16 protein-coding genes are annotated in these 18,200 nt (G+C 59.0%); 8 read left to right on the forward strand and 8 right to left on the reverse strand.

Annotation, left to right across the window (positions count from 1 at the left end):
- Window positions 1-36 precede the first annotated feature (36 nt).
- Window positions 37-1,095, forward strand: coding sequence for a transporter substrate-binding domain-containing protein (locus Q5Y75_RS13870; protein ID WP_306198335.1), 1,059 nt, complete (start codon window positions 37-39; stop codon window positions 1,093-1,095).
- 12 nt (window positions 1,096-1,107) lie between these two features.
- Here the strand turns inward: Q5Y75_RS13870 and Q5Y75_RS13875 are convergent, their stop codons facing one another.
- On the reverse strand, window positions 1,108-1,455 hold the full coding sequence (locus tag Q5Y75_RS13875) for a DUF8846 family protein (RefSeq protein WP_306198759.1): 348 nt from the start codon (window positions 1,453-1,455) through the stop codon (window positions 1,108-1,110).
- Window positions 1,456-1,757: 302 nt separating this feature from the next.
- Between Q5Y75_RS13875 and Q5Y75_RS13880 the strand changes: the two genes are divergently transcribed.
- Both Q5Y75_RS13880 and Q5Y75_RS13885 read left to right on the forward strand, forming a co-directional pair.
- Window positions 1,758-2,681, forward strand: coding sequence for an SMP-30/gluconolactonase/LRE family protein (locus Q5Y75_RS13880; RefSeq protein WP_306198337.1), 924 nt, complete (start codon window positions 1,758-1,760; stop codon window positions 2,679-2,681).
- Between the two features lie 138 nt (window positions 2,682-2,819).
- Window positions 2,820-6,032: an ATP-binding protein gene (locus Q5Y75_RS13885; RefSeq protein WP_306198339.1), complete on the forward strand. Its 3,213-nt coding sequence runs from the start codon at window positions 2,820-2,822 to the stop codon at window positions 6,030-6,032.
- Here Q5Y75_RS13885 and Q5Y75_RS13890 read toward each other — a convergent pair.
- The 5 genes from Q5Y75_RS13890 to Q5Y75_RS13910 all read right to left on the reverse strand — a co-directional run bounded on the left by Q5Y75_RS13890 (window position 6,029) and on the right by Q5Y75_RS13910 (window position 11,240).
- Window positions 6,029-7,426 (reverse strand): hypothetical protein, encoded by a 1,398-nt coding sequence (locus Q5Y75_RS13890; protein ID WP_306198342.1) that lies wholly within the window; start codon window positions 7,424-7,426, stop codon window positions 6,029-6,031. The genes Q5Y75_RS13885 and Q5Y75_RS13890 overlap by 4 nt on opposite strands.
- Complete coding sequence (locus Q5Y75_RS13895; protein ID WP_306198344.1) at window positions 7,423-8,139, reverse strand: hypothetical protein; 717 nt, start codon at window positions 8,137-8,139, stop codon at window positions 7,423-7,425. Before Q5Y75_RS13895 ends, Q5Y75_RS13890 begins: the two co-directional genes overlap by 4 nt.
- Before the next feature lie 3 nt (window positions 8,140-8,142).
- Window positions 8,143-9,168: a catalase gene (locus Q5Y75_RS13900; protein WP_306198346.1), complete on the reverse strand. Its 1,026-nt coding sequence runs from the start codon at window positions 9,166-9,168 to the stop codon at window positions 8,143-8,145.
- A gap of 376 nt (window positions 9,169-9,544) precedes the next feature.
- A complete protein-coding gene (amtB, locus tag Q5Y75_RS13905) occupies window positions 9,545-10,870 on the reverse strand; it encodes an ammonium transporter AmtB (protein ID WP_306198347.1) in 1,326 nt (441 codons plus the stop codon).
- 31 nt (window positions 10,871-10,901) lie between these two features.
- Window positions 10,902-11,240 (reverse strand): P-II family nitrogen regulator, encoded by a 339-nt coding sequence (locus tag Q5Y75_RS13910; protein WP_306198348.1) that lies wholly within the window; start codon window positions 11,238-11,240, stop codon window positions 10,902-10,904.
- A 257-nt stretch (window positions 11,241-11,497) separates the two neighbouring features.
- Here Q5Y75_RS13910 and Q5Y75_RS13915 point away from each other — a divergent pair, with 257 nt between their 5' ends.
- Window positions 11,498-13,672, forward strand: coding sequence for a transglycosylase domain-containing protein (locus Q5Y75_RS13915; protein WP_306198350.1), 2,175 nt, complete (start codon window positions 11,498-11,500; stop codon window positions 13,670-13,672).
- 39 nt (window positions 13,673-13,711) lie between these two features.
- Here the strand turns inward: Q5Y75_RS13915 and Q5Y75_RS13920 are convergent, their stop codons facing one another.
- Window positions 13,712-14,320 (reverse strand): MlaC/ttg2D family ABC transporter substrate-binding protein, encoded by a 609-nt coding sequence (locus tag Q5Y75_RS13920; RefSeq protein WP_306198352.1) that lies wholly within the window; start codon window positions 14,318-14,320, stop codon window positions 13,712-13,714.
- Entirely contained in the window at window positions 14,310-15,122 is an 813-nt protein-coding gene (locus Q5Y75_RS13925) for an MlaA family lipoprotein (RefSeq protein WP_306198355.1), read from the reverse strand. Before Q5Y75_RS13925 ends, Q5Y75_RS13920 begins: the two co-directional genes overlap by 11 nt.
- A gap of 276 nt (window positions 15,123-15,398) precedes the next feature.
- On the opposite strand from Q5Y75_RS13925, the gene Q5Y75_RS13930 reads away from it, so the two are divergent.
- The 4 genes from Q5Y75_RS13930 to Q5Y75_RS13945 are packed head-to-tail and all read left to right on the forward strand — an operon-like array spanning window position 15,399 to window position 18,151.
- Window positions 15,399-15,857: a RidA family protein gene (locus Q5Y75_RS13930; RefSeq protein ID WP_306198357.1), complete on the forward strand. Its 459-nt coding sequence runs from the start codon at window positions 15,399-15,401 to the stop codon at window positions 15,855-15,857.
- Window positions 15,857-16,627, forward strand: a complete 771-nt coding sequence (locus Q5Y75_RS13935; RefSeq protein WP_306198360.1) for a glycerophosphodiester phosphodiesterase family protein — start codon at window positions 15,857-15,859, stop codon at window positions 16,625-16,627. The genes Q5Y75_RS13930 and Q5Y75_RS13935 overlap by 1 nt, the downstream gene beginning before the upstream one ends.
- A 46-nt stretch (window positions 16,628-16,673) precedes the next feature.
- Window positions 16,674-17,861, forward strand: a complete 1,188-nt coding sequence (locus Q5Y75_RS13940; protein ID WP_306198362.1) for a GNAT family N-acetyltransferase — start codon at window positions 16,674-16,676, stop codon at window positions 17,859-17,861.
- On the forward strand, window positions 17,858-18,151 hold the full coding sequence (locus tag Q5Y75_RS13945; protein ID WP_306198364.1) for a 4a-hydroxytetrahydrobiopterin dehydratase: 294 nt from the start codon (window positions 17,858-17,860) through the stop codon (window positions 18,149-18,151). Before Q5Y75_RS13940 ends, Q5Y75_RS13945 begins: the two co-directional genes overlap by 4 nt.
- Window positions 18,152-18,200 lie beyond the last annotated feature (49 nt).

Consider the following 18,200-nt stretch of genomic DNA (forward strand, 5'->3'; position numbering starts at 1 on the left):
AGTTAGGGAGCGCAGCAGCATAAGGGTCTGGAATCAATGTTGCGGCGTCTTTACATCATTCTGTCTCTGATCGCGTGCCTCGTCGCGACCGCAGGCTCTGCCCAAGAGCTTGGCGTGTCCACGGTCACACGGCCGCCTTTTTCGATGCTTAAAGACGACGATCAGACCGGTTTTTCGATGGACCTGATGGCAGCGCTGGCCGAAGACCTCGGCTGGACCTATGGCGTCCAACGCTACGACCAATTCACCGACATGCTCAACGCCGTCACCGATGGCACAGCCGATCTGGCCATCGCCAATATCTCGATCACCGCCCAGCGCGAAACGCTGATGGATTTCAGCCAGCCAATCTTTGAATCCGGATTGCAGATCATGATCCCGGCCGACAAGCAGGGCGCACCCTCGCTGATGCGGGCGCTGATGTCGCGCGAGTTGTTTGTGGCGATCGGCATCGCCTTTGGGCTGCTGCTGACCGGCGGCATGCTGATGTGGTATTTCGAACGCCGATCGCAACCCTATTTCGATCGCAATCTGAATGACGCCTGGTTCCCCTCGTTCTGGTGGGCGCTGAACCTGGTGGTCAATGGCGGGTTCGAGGAACGGGTCCCTCGGACCAGCTTCGGCAAGATCTTTGGCGTGGTTTTGGTGGTCTCATCGCTATTTGTCGTCTCGGTCTTTACCGCCCGCATCACCTCGGTCATGACGGTCGAGGCAATCACCAATTCGGTCAGTTCGGTGAACGATCTTTATGGCAGGCGGGTTGCGACGATCCAGGGCTCAACTGCCGCCACCTTTCTCGATAGGCGCGACCTGAACTATACCGCCTATGATGGCCTGGGCCCGATGCTTGCCGATTTTGAGGCCGGTTCGCTCGACGCCGTTGTCTTTGATGCCCCGATCCTGTCCTACTACACCAGCCACGAGGGCACGGGCGTCGGGGTCATGACCGGCGCGGTATTCCTGCGGGAAAACTATGGCATTGCCTTCCCCACCGGCTCGCCGCTGGTCGAGGAGGTCAATCAAGCGCTGTTGACCCTGCGCGAAAACGGCACCTATGACACGATCTACCGCAAGTGGTTCGGAACGCGGAATTGACGATCTCGCGCGTCAGGCCTTTTGGTTGTCGTCGTCGAAGAACGGCGTCATCTGGGCCACAACAACAGCGTTTTCCTCAAGCGCGCGCTGCATCAGGGCGCGCTCTTCTTCGCTGATCTCATGCCCTTCGGCCTCGCGCTCGGCCAGCGTGCCATAACCGGTCACATCCAGCGGCGCAGTATCGGCCTGTTTCAGGATCGCCACCGTCTCGCGCACGGCCTCGGCCTCGTCCACACCGCTGGCAAAACACATCAGCGCCGCGCCCGAGGCCCCCTCGGGCAGGCCATCACCCTCCTTGCGCCCGATCTGGACGACAAGGGTATAGACCTGCTGGCGAGAGGGTTTCTTGGTCTTTTCCATAGGCGTCGCCATAACCACGCATCCAAAGATGGTCAACCTCAGGGGAATTGAGGGAAATCCCAAAAAAGGTCAGTTTATGAACCTTGGGGTGGCGGCTATCCAGTCTCTCAACCGTTGGTGAGGCTGCTTGGCTGACAAAGCGGATCGCCTGCATGCGCGCTTCGCGCCGTTGCGAGCCTGTCGGGCTGCGGCTAGGCTGAACGCATGAGACGGCATTTGAGGACCTGCCCCTCCGGCGGGACTTTGCGCGGCTTTTCAGGGGAAACCCATTTTTTGAATCTATGTGCTTAAGGAGCGACCGGATGTCACTGAACTTGGAAGAAGTTGCGAGCGATCTGGGCTTTCCTGAAGGTCCGGTTGCAATGGATGACGGCTCTGTTTTGTTTGTCGATATCGAGCACAAGAAACTCATGCAGCTGATGCCGGACAAATCGCTTGAGACGATCGCGACATTTGAAGGTGGGCCAAATGGCGTGGCGATCGGACCCGATGGTGCGGCCTATATCTGCAACAATGGTGGCGTCTATACCTTCATCAAATATGGGCCGGATCAGATCACGATCCCGGATTCCGAACGCCCGGATTACATCGGAGGGTCGATCCAGCGCGTTGATCTGAAAACCAGGGAAGTCACCGAGCTTTATGGCAAATCCCGCGGCGATCATCTTATCTCGCCAGACGACATCGTTTTTGATTCGGCGGGCGGGTTCTGGTTTACCGATACGGGTATGCAGCATGAAACAACCAGCGAATTCGGTGGCGTCTACTATGCGACGATTGACGGCAAGACCCTGAAACATGCGGCAACCGTGCCCACGGCCAATGGGGTCGGATTGTCGCCGGACGGCAAGAAGCTCTTTGTCTCTGACACCGTGTTCGGGCGGTTATGGGTGATGGACATTGCCGGGCCCGGTGAATTGCATCCCGGTCAAATCCCGCAAACGCCGGGCAATGTGGTTCAGACCCTTCCGGGGTATCAGTGGCTCGACAGTTTGAAAGTCGAGGCGGATGGGCGTGTGTGCGTTGGCACGATCTTTAATGGTGGCATCACCATCTTTAGTGCGGATGGCACGACGGAGCATCTGGCGGTACCCGATCTTTTCACCACCAATCTCTGCTTTGGCGGTGCGGATTTGCGTGATGCGTGGATCACCGCGTCAAGCACCGGCAAAATCTACAAAACCCGCTGGCCGCGGCCCGGACTCAAGCTGAATTTCACGGCCTGAGCAGCAGGCAGAAGGTGTTTTAATTGCCTGTGCGAACTTGCGTTTCGCGCGGGCAAACCCGTCGTGATTTGCCAGGCGAATTTCGGGTGCCGCAAACAGTAGCACGCGCCGTATTTGTCGTGTTATGAACCAATCGCAATGACGACCAACACCCAAATCACGGACACATCGTCACCAAGGCTCGGCGAGCGTCGTCTGGTTTCGGTGCTGTTTACCGACATGGTGGGCTATACGCCCATTGTTGAAAAGCTGGGTGCGGAAACCACTGCTCATTTCACCAGTATGGTCTATGGCATGCTGTCCGGTGTCATCAAGGAACATGGCGGTGTCATCCGGGGATTTGCAGGCGACAGCATCATGGCGGTTTTCGGCATTCCCGACGCATTGGAGGATGTCGGATTAAGAGCCTGCAAAGCAGCCTTGGCGATCCAGGCTCTGTTCACCGCCTCTGGGGACGACATCGAGAAACGGTTCGGCGTGCGCCCGATCATGCGGGTTGGGGTCAGCTCCGGTTCCGTGGTCATGGCCGCGGTCGAAGGCGCCGACGGGCAGATGACCGCAGTGGGCAACAGCGTCAATCTCGCGGCGCGCATTCAGTCTCTGGCACCCGAGGGCGGCTGTCTGATCTGCGACACCACGCGCGCGCTTGTCGAATGGCTGGTCGACCTCAGCTTTGAAGGCGAACACACGATCAAGGGCGTGGCCAAGCAGCAGAAGCTCTGGCAATTGCAGTCGATCCGCGAAGGGGCCACGCGTTTCGATGCGTCTCGTGCGCGGGGTCTGAGCCGGTATGTGGGACGCGACGCCGAGCTTTCCGCCCTTTCCGAAGCGCTGGATCAGACACGCGACGGATTGCGTGTGATCGACCTTGTTGCCGAACCGGGGCTGGGCAAAACCCGCCTTGTTGTCGAGTTTCTGGATCGCGCGAAAGCCAAGGAAACCGTCATCCTGACAGGGCAGTGCACCACGGATGGCCAACAGGTGCCTTTCCTGCCATTTCTCGAAGTTGTGCGCGGGTCTTTTGGTATCAACCAAGATGACGACCCCGAAGAGATCGCGCCGAAGCTACAGGCCGGATTGAAGCATGCCGGACAGGATACGCCGGAAAACCTCGGGCTTTTGATGAACCTGCTGGGTCTGAAGCCGCCCGAGGGGACATTGGACGGCCTTGATGGGGTTTTGATCGGCTTGCGCACACGCGATCTGCTGCCCGCGCTCTTGAAGGCGCAATGCCAATTGGGCCGGGTCGTGCTCTTGGTCGAAGATATCCATTGGATCGACGGCGCGTCCGAAACCATGATGTCCAAACTGGTCGATGGCGGCGAGCTGGATAATTTGCTTATTCTGAACACCCGTCGGCCGGAATACACACCGGAATGGAACGACAACCCATCGGTTTCGACCCTGAGACTCCAACCACTGACCGAAGCGGATATTCACCATCTTGTTCAATCCCGGCTCAAGGTTGACACCCTGCCCGATGCATTGGTCAAAGAGGTGGTCGACCGTTCCGGGGGCAATCCGCTTTTTGGTGAAGAGATCCTGAGTTTTCTGACCGAAAAAGGCGCCCTGCGGGTCGACGAGGGTCAGGTGGTGTTCGAAAACCAGCCCGGCGGCGACGAATTGCCGGCAAGCATGCAAAGCCTGCTCTCAGCGCGTATCGAGCAGCTTCAGCCGAAGGATCGCGCGCTATTGCAGGCCGCCGCCACGATCGGGCGCGGCTTCGATCCCGGATTGTTGTCGATGGTTGTCGCGCAGCCCGACGAAACCGGCGCAGCGCTGCAGAGGCTGCAGGCGCTCGATATCGTGTTTCGCAAGGACGAGTCGTCGGATTACATGTTCAAGCACGTCTTGTTGCGTGAAACAGTTTACAACAGCCTTGTTGCGAACCGTCGGTCCGAGTTGCATCTCGCGATTGCCGAGGCTTTGGAAAAGCGCAACTCCAACCGGCTTCCCGAAGCTGCCGAGACGCTTGCCCATCACTATATGCAAACCCCGCGCACGGATCTGGCTTTTGAATACAGCGCGCTTGCCGGGGCAAAGAGCCTTGGGGTGTTTTCGCATGATCAGGCGAACCAGTATTTTGCGGATGCTCTGGCGCTTTATGAACAGGACCCGACTTGCGCCAGCGACAAGGCCTTTGCCAGTTTCATGGCCAATTATGCGCTGTGCTCGAATATCTCTCTGGATGTCTTGACCATGATCGAACTGGCCCCAAGGGTCAGGCCGATCCTGAATGAGATGGGAGAGAATGGCGACCACGTGCTGTTCCTGCACCACTATGTGTCTTGTCTTGTCTGCAACAACCGCTTTCTTGAGGCGCTCGGCGTTCAACGGGACCTTACCGAGATGGCAAAGCGTGTCGGGGATCCGAAATCCGTCGCCTACGCCATGGTCAACGAACTGTCCGTCGGGATTTATTGCGCCCCGCTGCCCAATGCCGATTTCGCAGCCAAAAAAGCCGAGATCGACGCTGCACTGACCAAGTTCGACGACGCTTATCTGCAGAATTTCTATTTCGCCACCCTCGGATGGAACGAGTTGACGCGTGGTCGGGTCATCACGGCACGGGAAACCGCGGCGCGCTTGGTGGCGGATGGCGAAAAGAACAACGATCCTCGCGCGCTCGGATATGGAACCGCCATGAAAGCACTGATCGCGGTCGTAACCGACGACTACCAGAGCGCGCTTGAATTGTCGGAAGAAGCGCTGGAGCTTTCGCGCGCAGAGTTCGAGGGAGCCATTGCGGAGTGCTCCAGAGTCGCCGCTCTTGTGTCGCTTGAGCGACCCGGTGCCCGCGAAGCCGCGCAAACCTTTGCTGATATGTGCGAGGCCAATGGCTGGCTTATGTTCGCTGGCATTCCCAAGACGATGCTTGGTGTTGCTCTGGCGATGGAAGGCCGTGTGAGCGAGGGGCTGCAACTGATCAACGCGACCATTGAACGTCACGAATCCGACGGGGCGCAGATGGCGGCGGATTGGAACCGTCTGTTTCTCAGCGAGGTGTATCTGCAAATCCTGACGGGTGAAGGCGGTGCTTCGTTCGGTGTTTTGATGCGCAATTTCCGGACACTCGCAGGCGTCATCCTGTTTGGCAAAAAGCATATCATTTCGCTGATTGAAAAGGTGCGCACCAATACGCAATTCGACCCGGACGGGCACTATTTCGCACGGGGCGAGATGATCCTTGGCCTTCTTTACAAGCTCAAGAAGAAAAACGAACAGGCGGCTGGGCATCTGATGACCGCCCATCGTCTGATTGAACCGACCGGTGACTCGCCCATGCTCACGCGGATCGAGGACGCTCTGGAAGAGTTGGATGCCTGGACGCGACCGAACCCATCAACCTAATCCGAAATCTGCGCAAGATACCGGATCGCCGGAAGGCTTGGAAGAAAGGTATAGGCCCCGCCACGTGTTTTGACGAAACGCGGGAAGCCGTTCAGCCGGATACGACCGCCGTCTTTCAGTGTCAGTTCAAACGCGCTGGTTTCAGGCACATTGGCTCCGAGCAGAGGATCGTTCGTGCCGGTGATTTCGGGGTCTTGCAGCCCGAAATTCAGCCAATCGCACACAACCGCCTCGAACTGCGCCCCGTAATTCGCGCCGATGAAATTCCCCAGCAAGCCGCGCTCTGCACCGTCCCGGTTTTCGGGATCGAAATCGGGGCCATAAGACATGCCCCGACGCACCAGCCGTCTTGAATAATTGGCAACACGCTGAACGATGGGTCCACCACGCGGGTTGACACGACGCATATGCGCGCCAGCCGGGCAGCGCGACGTGCGGGTATAGCTGTAATTGGTTGGCGAGACCTCTTTCTCGGGATATTGCGCATCGGGGGAGAGTTCGTAGGGGACACCATTGCGCCAGCGGCCACACATCTGCGCTGCCACGACCTCGCGCAAGGCGCCATGGCGGTCTAGATCCTTTCCCACCCGCTTTTCATCTTCGGGCGCCAGCAAAAGGTCGCCCTTGGGATGATCGAGCAGTTGCGTGGCGGCCTTATCAAGGTAATCCTCGAACCCCTTGGCGTCCTGCTGCAGCACACGAAAGGCATTGAATGCCCCGTTCCGGCCCAGCACATCCGGTTGGGGAATACTGAAGAGCATCCCCTCAAAATGCGTCGGATGTCCCAAAAGAACGGTTCCCAGGGGATCTTTGGGTTCATCGACCTTGATTTGCGCAGGATCGAAGACATGACGGAACCTGGGCTGCGAGATGCTGTCGACATAGCCGAAAAACACCTTGTTATCCGGTAGGTTACGCCCGTTGCGCACACCCAGAACGGTGAACGCCTTTGCCACCTGCGCTTCGGTCTGATCGAGATATTGCTCTTCGTCCGAATAAAGCGAGGCTATGATATGTATCCGGTCTGGCTGATCGAAGGGGGCGGGCCAATGCTCAGGCGCGCTTTCCCCGAAATCGCCCAGTTTGACAGCCCGCTTGGCCATCCCTTCGGCGTATTCCAACGGAAAGCTGTCAAGGTCGCGGCTGGCCGTCCCCAGCGCGCGCAATCCTTCAAAGGTCACGCCGATATTGAAGCAGAGCTTGGGCTTTTCTTTCCAATTCGCCGAACGGGTGATTGCGGGTATTTCGCTGCTGGTGCCATCTGCGGAGGCTGCCAGAAACTGCCGCGCCTTTGCCCGATCAGAGACTTCGAGCATAAGATGGCGAACCATGTTGCTGCGATAACCGCGCAGGATGTTGCCCTGCAGTTCTTCGGGATTAAAAGCAGCGTTCACCAGCCCACCCCCAACTTGTCGCGCACTTGCGCGGCCGAATATCCGGGATAGCCACGATAGCCGCCGCCCAGTGAAATATTGCGATTGGAATGAAGCTGCAGGATCAATTCGCGAGGCAGCGACAAAAGCTCATGAGGGGGCGCGTCCGGTGATCGCCCCGCCGCTTCATCCTGCACATGCAGCAGGTTGATCGCGTAATCGGGGGCTTGAAACAGGTCATGTGCCTTGACCCAGTCGATGAACTCCTCAACGTGATCTTCACAGGGGTAAAGCGCTTCGCCTCCTTCGACCAGATGCATGAGATCGTCAAAAACGCTACCGATCGTGGCGATGAAATCGCGGATGTAGTTGCTGAAATCCCCATCATAGACCGAGATCATGCAGATATAGTCCTCGACCAGCAGAAACCGCGCTGAATGGACCGTGCCCACATTGTCGAGACCCGCAAAAATCTCATCCACGTTTTGCGCCAGCGCCATGACTGCCTTGGCACGACCTATGGGCGACGTGTCTTTCAGGGGCATCAGCAGGTTCATCATGCGTTGCACGTTGTCACTGGGCTGCGAGGATGGGCGTGGCCCCCCCGGTAATTTCGGTTTGGGCTCGCGCCAGACCCAATAGGGCACCACCACGTATTTTGACAGGAACTTGAACCAGCCCCGCTCTGGCAGGCTGTTGACATAATTGTTGAGCCATCCGCCATCATCGCTCATGCTCTAGCCCTCCGTTCCGCTGAACGGGCAGGGAATGCCACCCCGCCGGTTGCTTGAAAATTCGTAGACATCCTTGCGGATCTTCAGCACGGGATCTTCGGACGGCCTTATGCCATCGGTCAGAAGCCACGGGTTGAAGCTCAACTTTTCGGCATGCGCTTCCTGATCCTTGGGCACGTCGTTGAGCGTCAGCAAGCCCATCATCACACGCTTGCGATGCGGTGGCCATTGCTTGGTGGAATCGTTGAAATCATCGCCTGTTTCACCAATGGTCATCATGAGCGAAAACCGCTCGATGCCATGTGCGAGCCGCTTCTCAAGATCTTCCTTCAAATAGACACCCACGGGTGGGTCCAGCGGGTTTGTGTTGAGAACTCCGGCGATAGGCTGCCAGTTGAACCGGACCCAGCGATCGGTGCCATCAGGATCGGTCACGATGAAGGTATGAACGGCATGATAAGACGCCCGAACATAGCTCACCGGCGCTCCGATCACCGAAGCCTGAAGAACCGCTGGCTGTGCATAGGCATGTTTGTCGGCAAATTCCGTGGCGCCTTCGTTGGGGCGCGTTTCCTGACCCGGATAGGGGTCAGGCATCGGTATTTGCAGCTTGAGGAAATCGCGGATCTTTTGCCAAGGTGTTTCGCGATTGCATTCCTTTGGACGTGCCGCCGTTGCGAATTGCAAGAAAGTCTCAGGTGTTGGTGCAAAAAACACGGGCAGCGTCATTGAAATGAGATCGGTGGCCCGGTCATTGCTCAGCTTGAAGCGCACCGCCATGCCGCGCACATCAGACCAGCCATCATGCTCTTTGACCAACCCCATTCCATTGGAGAACCGGACAGCGACCTCCAGGGGCTTTTCGGTGGGTTGAAAATGTTCAGCGGTGCAGAAATCCTTGGCCACCGGGGACGGCTCGAAAACACCCGTGGCACCGATGCCGATAGTGTGAACCGGTCGTCGTTTGGCACTGCCGCCTTCGATATCGAGTGCATGAACAATGTCTTCAACAAGTTTAGGATCGTCCATCAATCTCCCCAGCGTGTCAGAAAAAGGTTAGGAAAAACAGAAACTTTTCAACACGCGTTGCGCAAGACAGTGTCCGCGACAATGCAAACCCCTCGCAACCAGACTGCGGTTCGCTGCCGAACAGTGTCAAGAATTTATTGGCCAGGACGTGTGTGGTCTTTTGGGGCTGGATCATGGGCCACCATGGTGGCGAGAGATGGCCTCTGAGCTTGTTCGTGACTGCCGGACAGGTCAGTGGCGCGAGCGTCGCCAAGGAGCCTGATAGAGGTCGGCAACAATGGAACGCTCAGTGCATTTGGGAAATATGATTTCTGGGAAAAGCACTTCTAAATGGAACTGGCTCAGGGCAAGCCCGAGCCAGTTCGGATTGATTTGATCAGCCTTTCGAAAACTCCGGATAGGCTTCCATGCCCAGCTCCGCCATATCAAGGCCGTTGATCTCGTCCTCTTCGCTAACGCGGATGCCGACGGTGGCCTTCAGGATGCTCCACAGGATCAGGGCGCCAACAAAGGTGAACACACCGTAGGCAACGATCCCCAGCAATTGCGTTCCCAGGCTGGCCTCACCGTAGAAGATCACGGCGATGGTGCCCCAGATACCGGCAAACAGGTGAACCGGGATCGCACCAACAACATCGTCGATCTTGAACTTGTCCAGCATCGGGACCGCGAAGACCACGATGACGCCACCCACAGCACCGATCCAAAGCGCACCGAACAGGGTCGGGGCCAGCGGCTCTGCGGTGATCGACACCAGACCAGCCAGCGCGCCGTTCAGCACCATGGTCAGGTCAGGCTTCTTGTAGAGCACCTGCGTCAGGATCAGAGCTGCGACAGCGCCCGAGGCTGCGGCCATGTTGGTGTTGGCAAAGATGCGGGACACATCAGATACGTCACCCACGGTGCCCATGGCAAGCTGCGAGCCGCCGTTGAAGCCGAACCAGCCCAGCCACAGGATGAACGTACCCAGGGTTGCCAGCGCCAGGTTTGAACCGGGCATCGGGTGGACCCTGCCGTCTTTGTACTTGCCGATCCGAGGACCAAGGATGAGCGCCCCTGCCAGAGCAGCCCAGCCGCCAACCGAGTGCACGATGGTCGAGCCGGCGAAGTCAGAGAAGCCGGCCTCGGACAGCCAGCCGCCGCCCCACTGCCACGAGCCCGAGATCGGATACATGACACCGGTCAGCACGATCACGAAGATCAGGAAGGGCCACAGTTTGATCCGTTCGGCCACGGCACCCGATACGATCGACGCGGTAGCGGCCACGAACACCAGCTGGAAGAAGAAATCCGACCCGATCGAGGCGTAATCCAGTGCCGCTGCATCGGCACCCACACCCACAGGATCAAGAACGGTGGTCGAGAAGAACGGGCCGACCCAGCCTGCGATGGTCCAGCCATCGCCGGGATACATCAGGTTGAAACCGATCAGCCAGTACATGATCGCGGCGAAGGAAAACAGCGCCACGTTCTTGATCATCTGCATGGCGACGTTCTTGGACCGCACCAGACCGCCTTCCAGCATGGCAAACCCAGCCGCCATGAAGAAAACAAGGAAGCCTGCCATCAAGAACAGCAGCGTGGTGAAGATATACTGGGTATGCGCTGCGGGCTCGCCCGTAGCGGCGGCCTCTTGCGCAAGACCCAGCTGCGGCACCGCGCAGATCGCGGCGGCAGGAATGAGTGATTTCATAAGGTTCATTTTCTTGTCCCTGGTATTGGTATGGCTGCGCTTAGATGGCATCTTCGTTGGTCTCGCCGGTACGGACGCGAACCGCCTGCTGCACGTCGAGCACGAAGATCTTGCCGTCGCCGATTTTTCCGGTCTTCGCGGTGGTTGCGATGGTGTCGATCACCTGATCGACCATGCTTGCCGCCACCACGATTTCGAGCTTGATCTTGGGCACGAAATTCACTGCATATTCCGCGCCTCGGTAAATTTCGGTATGTCCCGATTGCGACCCGAAGCCCTTGATTTCCGTTACCATCATCCCGCGCACACCAGCATCGGTCAGCGCTTCGCGGACCTCCTCCAGCTTGAACGGTTTGATTGTCGCTATGATGAGTTTCACGTTATTCCCCTTCACTCCGCCGGGCAGCCCGGCTCTATGCACGTGCAGAAACTTCACGGAATTGTTGGGACAGGGAACGAAAGGGCATATTCAAAAGGCCTATCAAACGCCCGCGGTGCACATTTTTTGCACAAGTTCGCCAGTTTGATTAATTTTTAATCGGTTGTGAAAGGTCGATTTTCTACAGAATATCCCCTCAACACGCCGTTGCGGGCAGGGTATTGTGGCCAAAAGACAAGAACCGGGCAGAGTCAGACATGAGCGATTCCAAACGACGAAAGCCGCCATTGGTTGCGGACCGGCGGTATTCGTCAGGAACCAAGCCGAAGCCGAAAAAGCGGGCGGCGCCGAAGAAAAAGACCGCCGCCAAGACACGGCGCAAACCGGCGCGGCGCACGGCGCGCAAGACCCGCGGCGGTATCGTCGGGCTGTTTCAGCGGCTGTTTCGCTGGGTATTCCGGCTGATCTGGGGTTTTACCTGGCGGGTCGGGCTGGTTGCCGGGCTGCTGATCGCGCTGGCGGTGGGCTATGTCTTTACCACCCTGCCCGAGCCCAGTGCACTGCTGGACGGGCGCGCGCGCGGGTCGGTCACAGTTTTGGACCGGGACGGGCGCGTCTTTGCCTGGCGTGGCGATCAGTTCGGCGGGGCGATCACCGCCGACACGGTCTCGCCCTATCTCAAGAACGCCGTTGTCGCGACCGAGGACAAGCGGTTCTATCGCCATTTCGGCGTCAGCCCCCGCGGCGTCGCCAGCGCAGTGAGCATCAACCTGCGCGAAGGGCGCGGCCCGCTATCGGGCCATGGCGGTTCGACCATCACCCAGCAGACCGCCAAGCTGCTGTGCCTGGGCGTGCCTTATGACCCGAAAGAGTGGGAGTCCGAGGCAGCCTATGAAAGCGATTGCCGTCAGGGCTCGCTCTGGCGCAAGGCCAAGGAAGCGATCTATGCGCTGGCGATGGAGGCCAAATATACCAAGGACGAGGTGCTGACGATCTATCTCAACCGCGCCTTTCTGGGCGCCGGCGCCCGTGGGTTCGAGGCAGCCAGTCAGCGCTATTTCGGCAAATCCGCCGCCGAGGTCGGCCCCGCCGAAGCCGCGATGCTGGCCGGGCTGCTGGTCGCCCCCACCCGCTATGCGCCCACCAACAACCTCAAACGCTCACAGGAACGCGCGCGTCTGATCGTTGGTTTGATGGAAAATCAGGGCTATCTAACGACCGCGCAGGCCAATGACGCCCGCAAAAACCCCGCACGCCTGTCCGAGGCCGCCGCCGCTCGTGCCGGTGGCTATTTCGCCGACTGGATCATGAGCGAGCTGCCAAGCTTTTTCGGCGGCAACACCACCGAAGACGTGATCATTCGCTCAACCCTTGACCCGCGCATCCAGCGCTCTGCCGAAGAGGCGATGCAGTTCGTGTTCCAGGAAAAGGTGCGCGAAGGGTCCAAGGCGCAGGCGGCCATTGTTGTCATGTCCGCCGATGGTGCGGTACGCGCCATGGTGGGCGGTCGGGAGACCAGGGTGAACGGAGCCTTCAACCGCGCGACGCAAGCCAAGCGGCAGACCGGATCGTCGTTCAAGCCCTTTGTCTACGCCACCGCACTTGAGCTTGGCTATTCCCCGCTCGATACCGTAGTGGACGAGCCGTATTGCATGAGCATTCCCGGCTCGGGCCAATGGTGCCCGAAGAACTATACCAACAAACATTACGGTCGGGTATCGCTGACGCGGGCCCTGAAGGACTCGCTGAATGTGCCCGCCGTGAAAGTGTCCGAGATTTCCGGCCGCGACAAGGTGCGGCTGGTGGCAAGCGAGTTCGGGATCGACAACGAGCTGGCCGACGGCCCCGCGCTGGCGCTTGGCGCGTCTGAAAGCACGCTGCTGGAGATGACCGGGGCCTATGCCGGTATTCTCAATGGCGGCTCTTCAGTGACGCCTTATGGCATGGAGAAGCTGACCCTGCTGGGCGACACCGAGTCGCTGATCGACAATACCGGCGGGATCGGCGAACGCGTGATCCGGACCGAAGCGGCGCAGCAGCTGATCTGGATGATGGAAAAGGTGGTCTCGGAAGGATCCGGCAAACGGGCGCAACTGCCCGACCGGCAGGCTGCCGGCAAGACCGGCACCACCCAGGCTGCGCGCGATGCCTGGTTTATCGGCTTCACCGCCGATTACGTCACCGGCGTGTGGATGGGCTATGATGACAACACGCCCCTATCGGGGGTCACCGGTGGCGGGTTGCCTGCCGAGATCTGGCGCGAGACCATGATCCGCGTCAACGAAGGGATCGAGCCCAAGCCGCTGCCCATGGCCCAACCGGCGCAACCCACCCGCGTGGCCGAACCCAAACGCCAGAAAAAGCGCAGCGGCGGCGGCCTCGGCAAAGCGGTGGATAAACTGCTCAAGGATATCTTTGGCGGAAACAGATAAGGCCCCGCGCCTGCGGGGCCTTTAGCGGCACAGACCGTCTTATCCGGCGTTGGGCAGGTCTTTGATCAGTTGATCCAGATTGCCCTTGCGCTGATCCAGCATCGCGCCGATTTCGGTCCGCTCGGTCAGCAGCAGGTTCACGCCTTCGATGAACATGTTGAAGAACTTCTCGCTGCCGGACTTGTCCGAGACGAGGAAGGTGACCTCGAATGGCGCCTGCCCCTGCAGATAGGCGGTGCTTCTGATTTCGTACCCGGCCTTGATCTTGCGGGTCGATTTCACCTCGACCCGGCCACCAACGAACTCGCGGAACCGGCGTCCGTATTTGCGCGAGATATAGCTCTGGAACGCCTTGGTGAACGACCGCAGCTGCGATCTGGACGCGGTTCGGGCATCCGGGCCCAGCGCATAACGCGCCATGATCGGCACATCGGCATAGCGTACGAAGATGCGTTCGAAATCCTTGATCATCGCATTCTGGGATTTGCCCGAGGCGATGACCTGGTTGATGTTGGCGACAACCTCATCAACCAGCGCGCGGGCGCTTTGTTCGGTCAAGGCCAAAGCGGGCATCGGCACCAGACCGGCCCCCAGACCGGCCATAGCGGTCATCACAAAAGAACGGCGGGAAATCGTATTACTGCGCATAGGGGTCCTCATACGGGTCATCATACACATCCGTCCCCGTGTCGAACTCGGCATAGGGATCGGCGTAAAGGTCTAACGTAGAACCGCTGCCGCTATTCGCAAGTTCGAACCGGCGATTCTGAAGATAGATTAAGCGAGCCTGCGCATAGCTATCGGCGCTGCCATAGAGGATCGAGTCAACCGTGTCCGAGAAATTGCCGCGATCACCCATGCGGCGCAGTACCTCGGCATAGACACCGATATTCTCGACCGGGCGCACAATGCCGAACCCCAGCGGATTGGTGATGGCGTTGGTCACCACGCCCACAGCATCACGGGTGGTACTGGGACCATAAAGCGGCAGTTCCACATAGGCGCCCTCACCAAAGCCCCAGACATGCAGCGTCTCGCCGAAATTGGTATCGACGCGCGGGATATTCATCTCGGAGGCGGGATCAAAGAAGCCCGCCAGCCCATAGGTCGTGTTCAGCAGGAACCGACCGACGGCGATACAGGCCTCGCGCGGATTGCCCTGCAGCAGAAAATCCAGCGCCTGACCGGGATAGGACAGGTTTTCCGCAAAATTGCTGAAGCCGGTCACGACGGGTGCCGGAACAACCGTAACATAGCCTTTCGAGGCAGGCCGGAAAATGGCTTTGTCCACGCCCCGGTTGAACGCATGGATCGAGCGGTTGGTATTCTCGTAAGGATCAAAGATTTCGCCGCGGGCGCGTTGCTCGGGGGTTTTGGTTGCGCAGCCTGCCACCAGAGCAGCCAACGTCAGCGCACAAAGCAGCCGCCAGGAAGAAGTCAGATAACGCATTTAGATCTTGGTCCGCTCGAATGGTTCCGTAATTTTATTTGCGATAGAAACGCAAACCCGCAAACGGGTGTATCAGGCACACATAGTTGATCTGAGAAGAATTTAAAACAGAGTTGGTAAAATCGTGTTCACGCGCGCCGCTTAGGCGGGGTTTCGCGCCGTTTCGCAAAACCTGTCGCGCGAGTTCCCGCGTAAGGCCTGCACTTTTCGGGCTTTCCCCTATGCCGGTTCGCCGCTAGCGTCCGGCCAAACCAGCAACCAAAAGGAACACGGATCATGAGTTTCGCTGAAAAGCTACAGAGCCTCGGGGTCACGCTGCCGGACGCGCCTGCGCCAGCGGCCAACTATGTGCCTTTCGTCAAAACCGGGAACATTGTCTATGTATCGGGACAGATCCCGATGAACGAAAGTGGCATGATCAAGGGCAAGCTGGGCGAGGATATGGAGGTCGAAGCAGGGGCTGAGGCCGCTCGTGTCTGCGCCATCAATTTGCTGGCACAGGTCAAGGCCGCCTGTGACGGCGATATCGAGCGGTTGGTGCGGGTGATCAAATTGACCGGTTTCGTGAACTCGACCGCGGATTTCGGCGATCAACCCAAGGTCATCAACGGCGCGTCGGATTTCATGGTCGAGGCTTTGGGCGATGCCGGGCGGCATTCGCGGTCTGCGGTCAGCGCTGCCTCGCTGCCCTTTGGTGTCGCCGTCGAAATCGAAGGCATCTTCGAGGTGAGCTGATGCGCCCTGAATTGCCTGCCGCCTTTCTGGGCGCGCCGATCACGCACCGGGCCCTGCACGATGTCAGCCAGGGTCGCCCGGAAAACAGCCGGGCCGCAATCCGGGCCGCGGTCACTGCAGGCTACGGGATCGAGATCGACCTGCAACTGACCCGCGACGGGCAGGCCATGGTGTTTCACGACTACGAACTGGCACGCCTCGCGGGCCAGCCCGGCGTGATCCGGTCATTGGTTGCGGCCGAAGCCAGCGCCACACCGCTACTGCATGGCGATGGAGAGGGTATCCCCGGCCTGCCCGAGATATTGGAACTTGTGGCGGGTCAGGTGCCGCTGCTGATCGAGTTGAAGGATCAGGACGGTGGCATGGGGCCAAATATCGGCCCGTTGGAACGGGCCACGGCGCAAGCGCTGACAGGCTATTCCGGCCCGGTCGCGGTGATGTCCTTCAACCCCAACAGCGTGGCCGAGATGGCGCGGCTGGCTCCCGGCATCGCGCGCGGGCTGGTCACCAGTTCTTATCGCCCCGAGAAATGGCCGCTCTCTGCTGCAACTCGCGACTACCTGCGCGAGATTCCCGATTTCGAAGCGGCTCAGGCAAGCTTTATCAGTCATGAGGTCGATGATCTGGAGCGACCTCGTGTCGCCGAGCTGAAAGCACAAGGCGTGCCGATTTTGTGCTGGACGGTTCGCAGCCCGGAGCAAGAGGCAAAGGCGCGCGACATTGCCGACAATGTCACATTCGAGGGGTATTTGGCCGCCCATCCCGGTTGATACGCCGCAACAGGGACCCAGATAAACACGCAGACGCGGAGGGCTGATGGATCAGGCGCAGGTTGAAGTTCGGGTACTGGGATCGCTGTCGCAGGTCGCGGCGGTGGAGTGGGATGCGTGCGCCTGCCCCGACGCTGCGGATGGCAGTCGTCCCTATGATCCGTTCACGACCCACAGGTTCCTGTCAGCGTTAGAAGAGAGCGGATCAGTGGGGCCAGGCACCGGTTGGCAACCGCAATATCTGACGGTCCAACTGGATGGGCAATTGATCGCGGCGGCACCGATGTACGCCAAGTCGCACAGCCAGGGCGAGTATATCTTCGACCATAACTGGGCCCATGCCTATGAACACGCAGGCGGGCGCTATTATCCGAAATTGCAGATCGCGGCCCCATTCACACCTGCCACAGGTCGCAGGTTTCTGACCCGACCGGGATATGAAACGATCGGAATCTCTGCCCTGACCCAGGGTGCGGTGCAGCTTGCGTCGGAAAACGATATCTCGTCGCTGCATGTCACATTCTGCACCGAGGCTGAGGCTGAAGCGGGCACGCAAATGGGCCTGATGCGGCGCACGACCCAGCAATTCCATTGGCTCAATGACGGATACACCGATTTCGACGGGTTTCTGGCCGCGCTGTCTTCGCGCAAACGCAAGACTTTGCGCAAGGAACGCAGGCAGGCCCAGGGATTTGGCGGAGAGATCTGTACCTATACAGGCGCTGCGCTGCGGCCCGAGCATTGGGACGCCTTCTGGACATTCTATCAGGATACCGGTGCCCGAAAATGGGGCTCGCCTTATCTGACGCGAGAGTTCTTTGATCTGGCGCATGAAACGATGGCCGATGATATCGCACTGGTTTTTGCCGAACGTGACGGCGTGCCCATTGCCGGTGCCCTGAATTTCATCGGTCGCGAGACGCTTTATGGGCGCTATTGGGGCTGCATCGAACATCACCCCTGCCTGCATTTCGAGCTGTGCTATTATAGAGCCATCGACCTGGCAATTGCTCATGGTCTGAAGCGGGTCGAAGCGGGTGCGCAGGGTGAACACAAACTGGCGCGCGGCTATCTTCCTACGCAGACCCACTCGCTGCATTGGGTGGGCGACCCGAATTTCGCCGATGCCATCGCGCGCTATCTCGACGCCGAGCGCAAAGCAATCGGGGAAGAGATCGAGCTTCTGACCGAGTATGGCCCGTTCAGAAAACCAGATGTGGAGGAACAGCAATGACCGAACGCCTTAGCGACGAAACCCGTGGCCCTCTGCTGCAGCCCCTGTTCGACAATGGCTGGACAATGATTGAGGATCGCGACGCCATCACCAAGACCTATATCTTCGACAATTTTGTCGATGCGTTCGGCTGGATGACTCGGGCGGCGATCTGGGCCGAGAAATGGAACCACCACCCCGAGTGGAGCAATGTCTACAAAACGGTTGAGGTGGTGCTGACCACCCATGACGTCGACGGCCTGTCATCGCTGGATGCCAAGCTGGCACGCAAGATGGATTCGCTGGTCTGAGGCAATCGCGGGGCAAAAAGAAACCGGGCGCTGGTCAGCGCCCGGCCCA

It is taken from the genome of Ruegeria discodermiae (assembly GCF_030758345.1).
Taxonomy (GTDB): domain Bacteria; phylum Pseudomonadota; class Alphaproteobacteria; order Rhodobacterales; family Rhodobacteraceae; genus Ruegeria_C.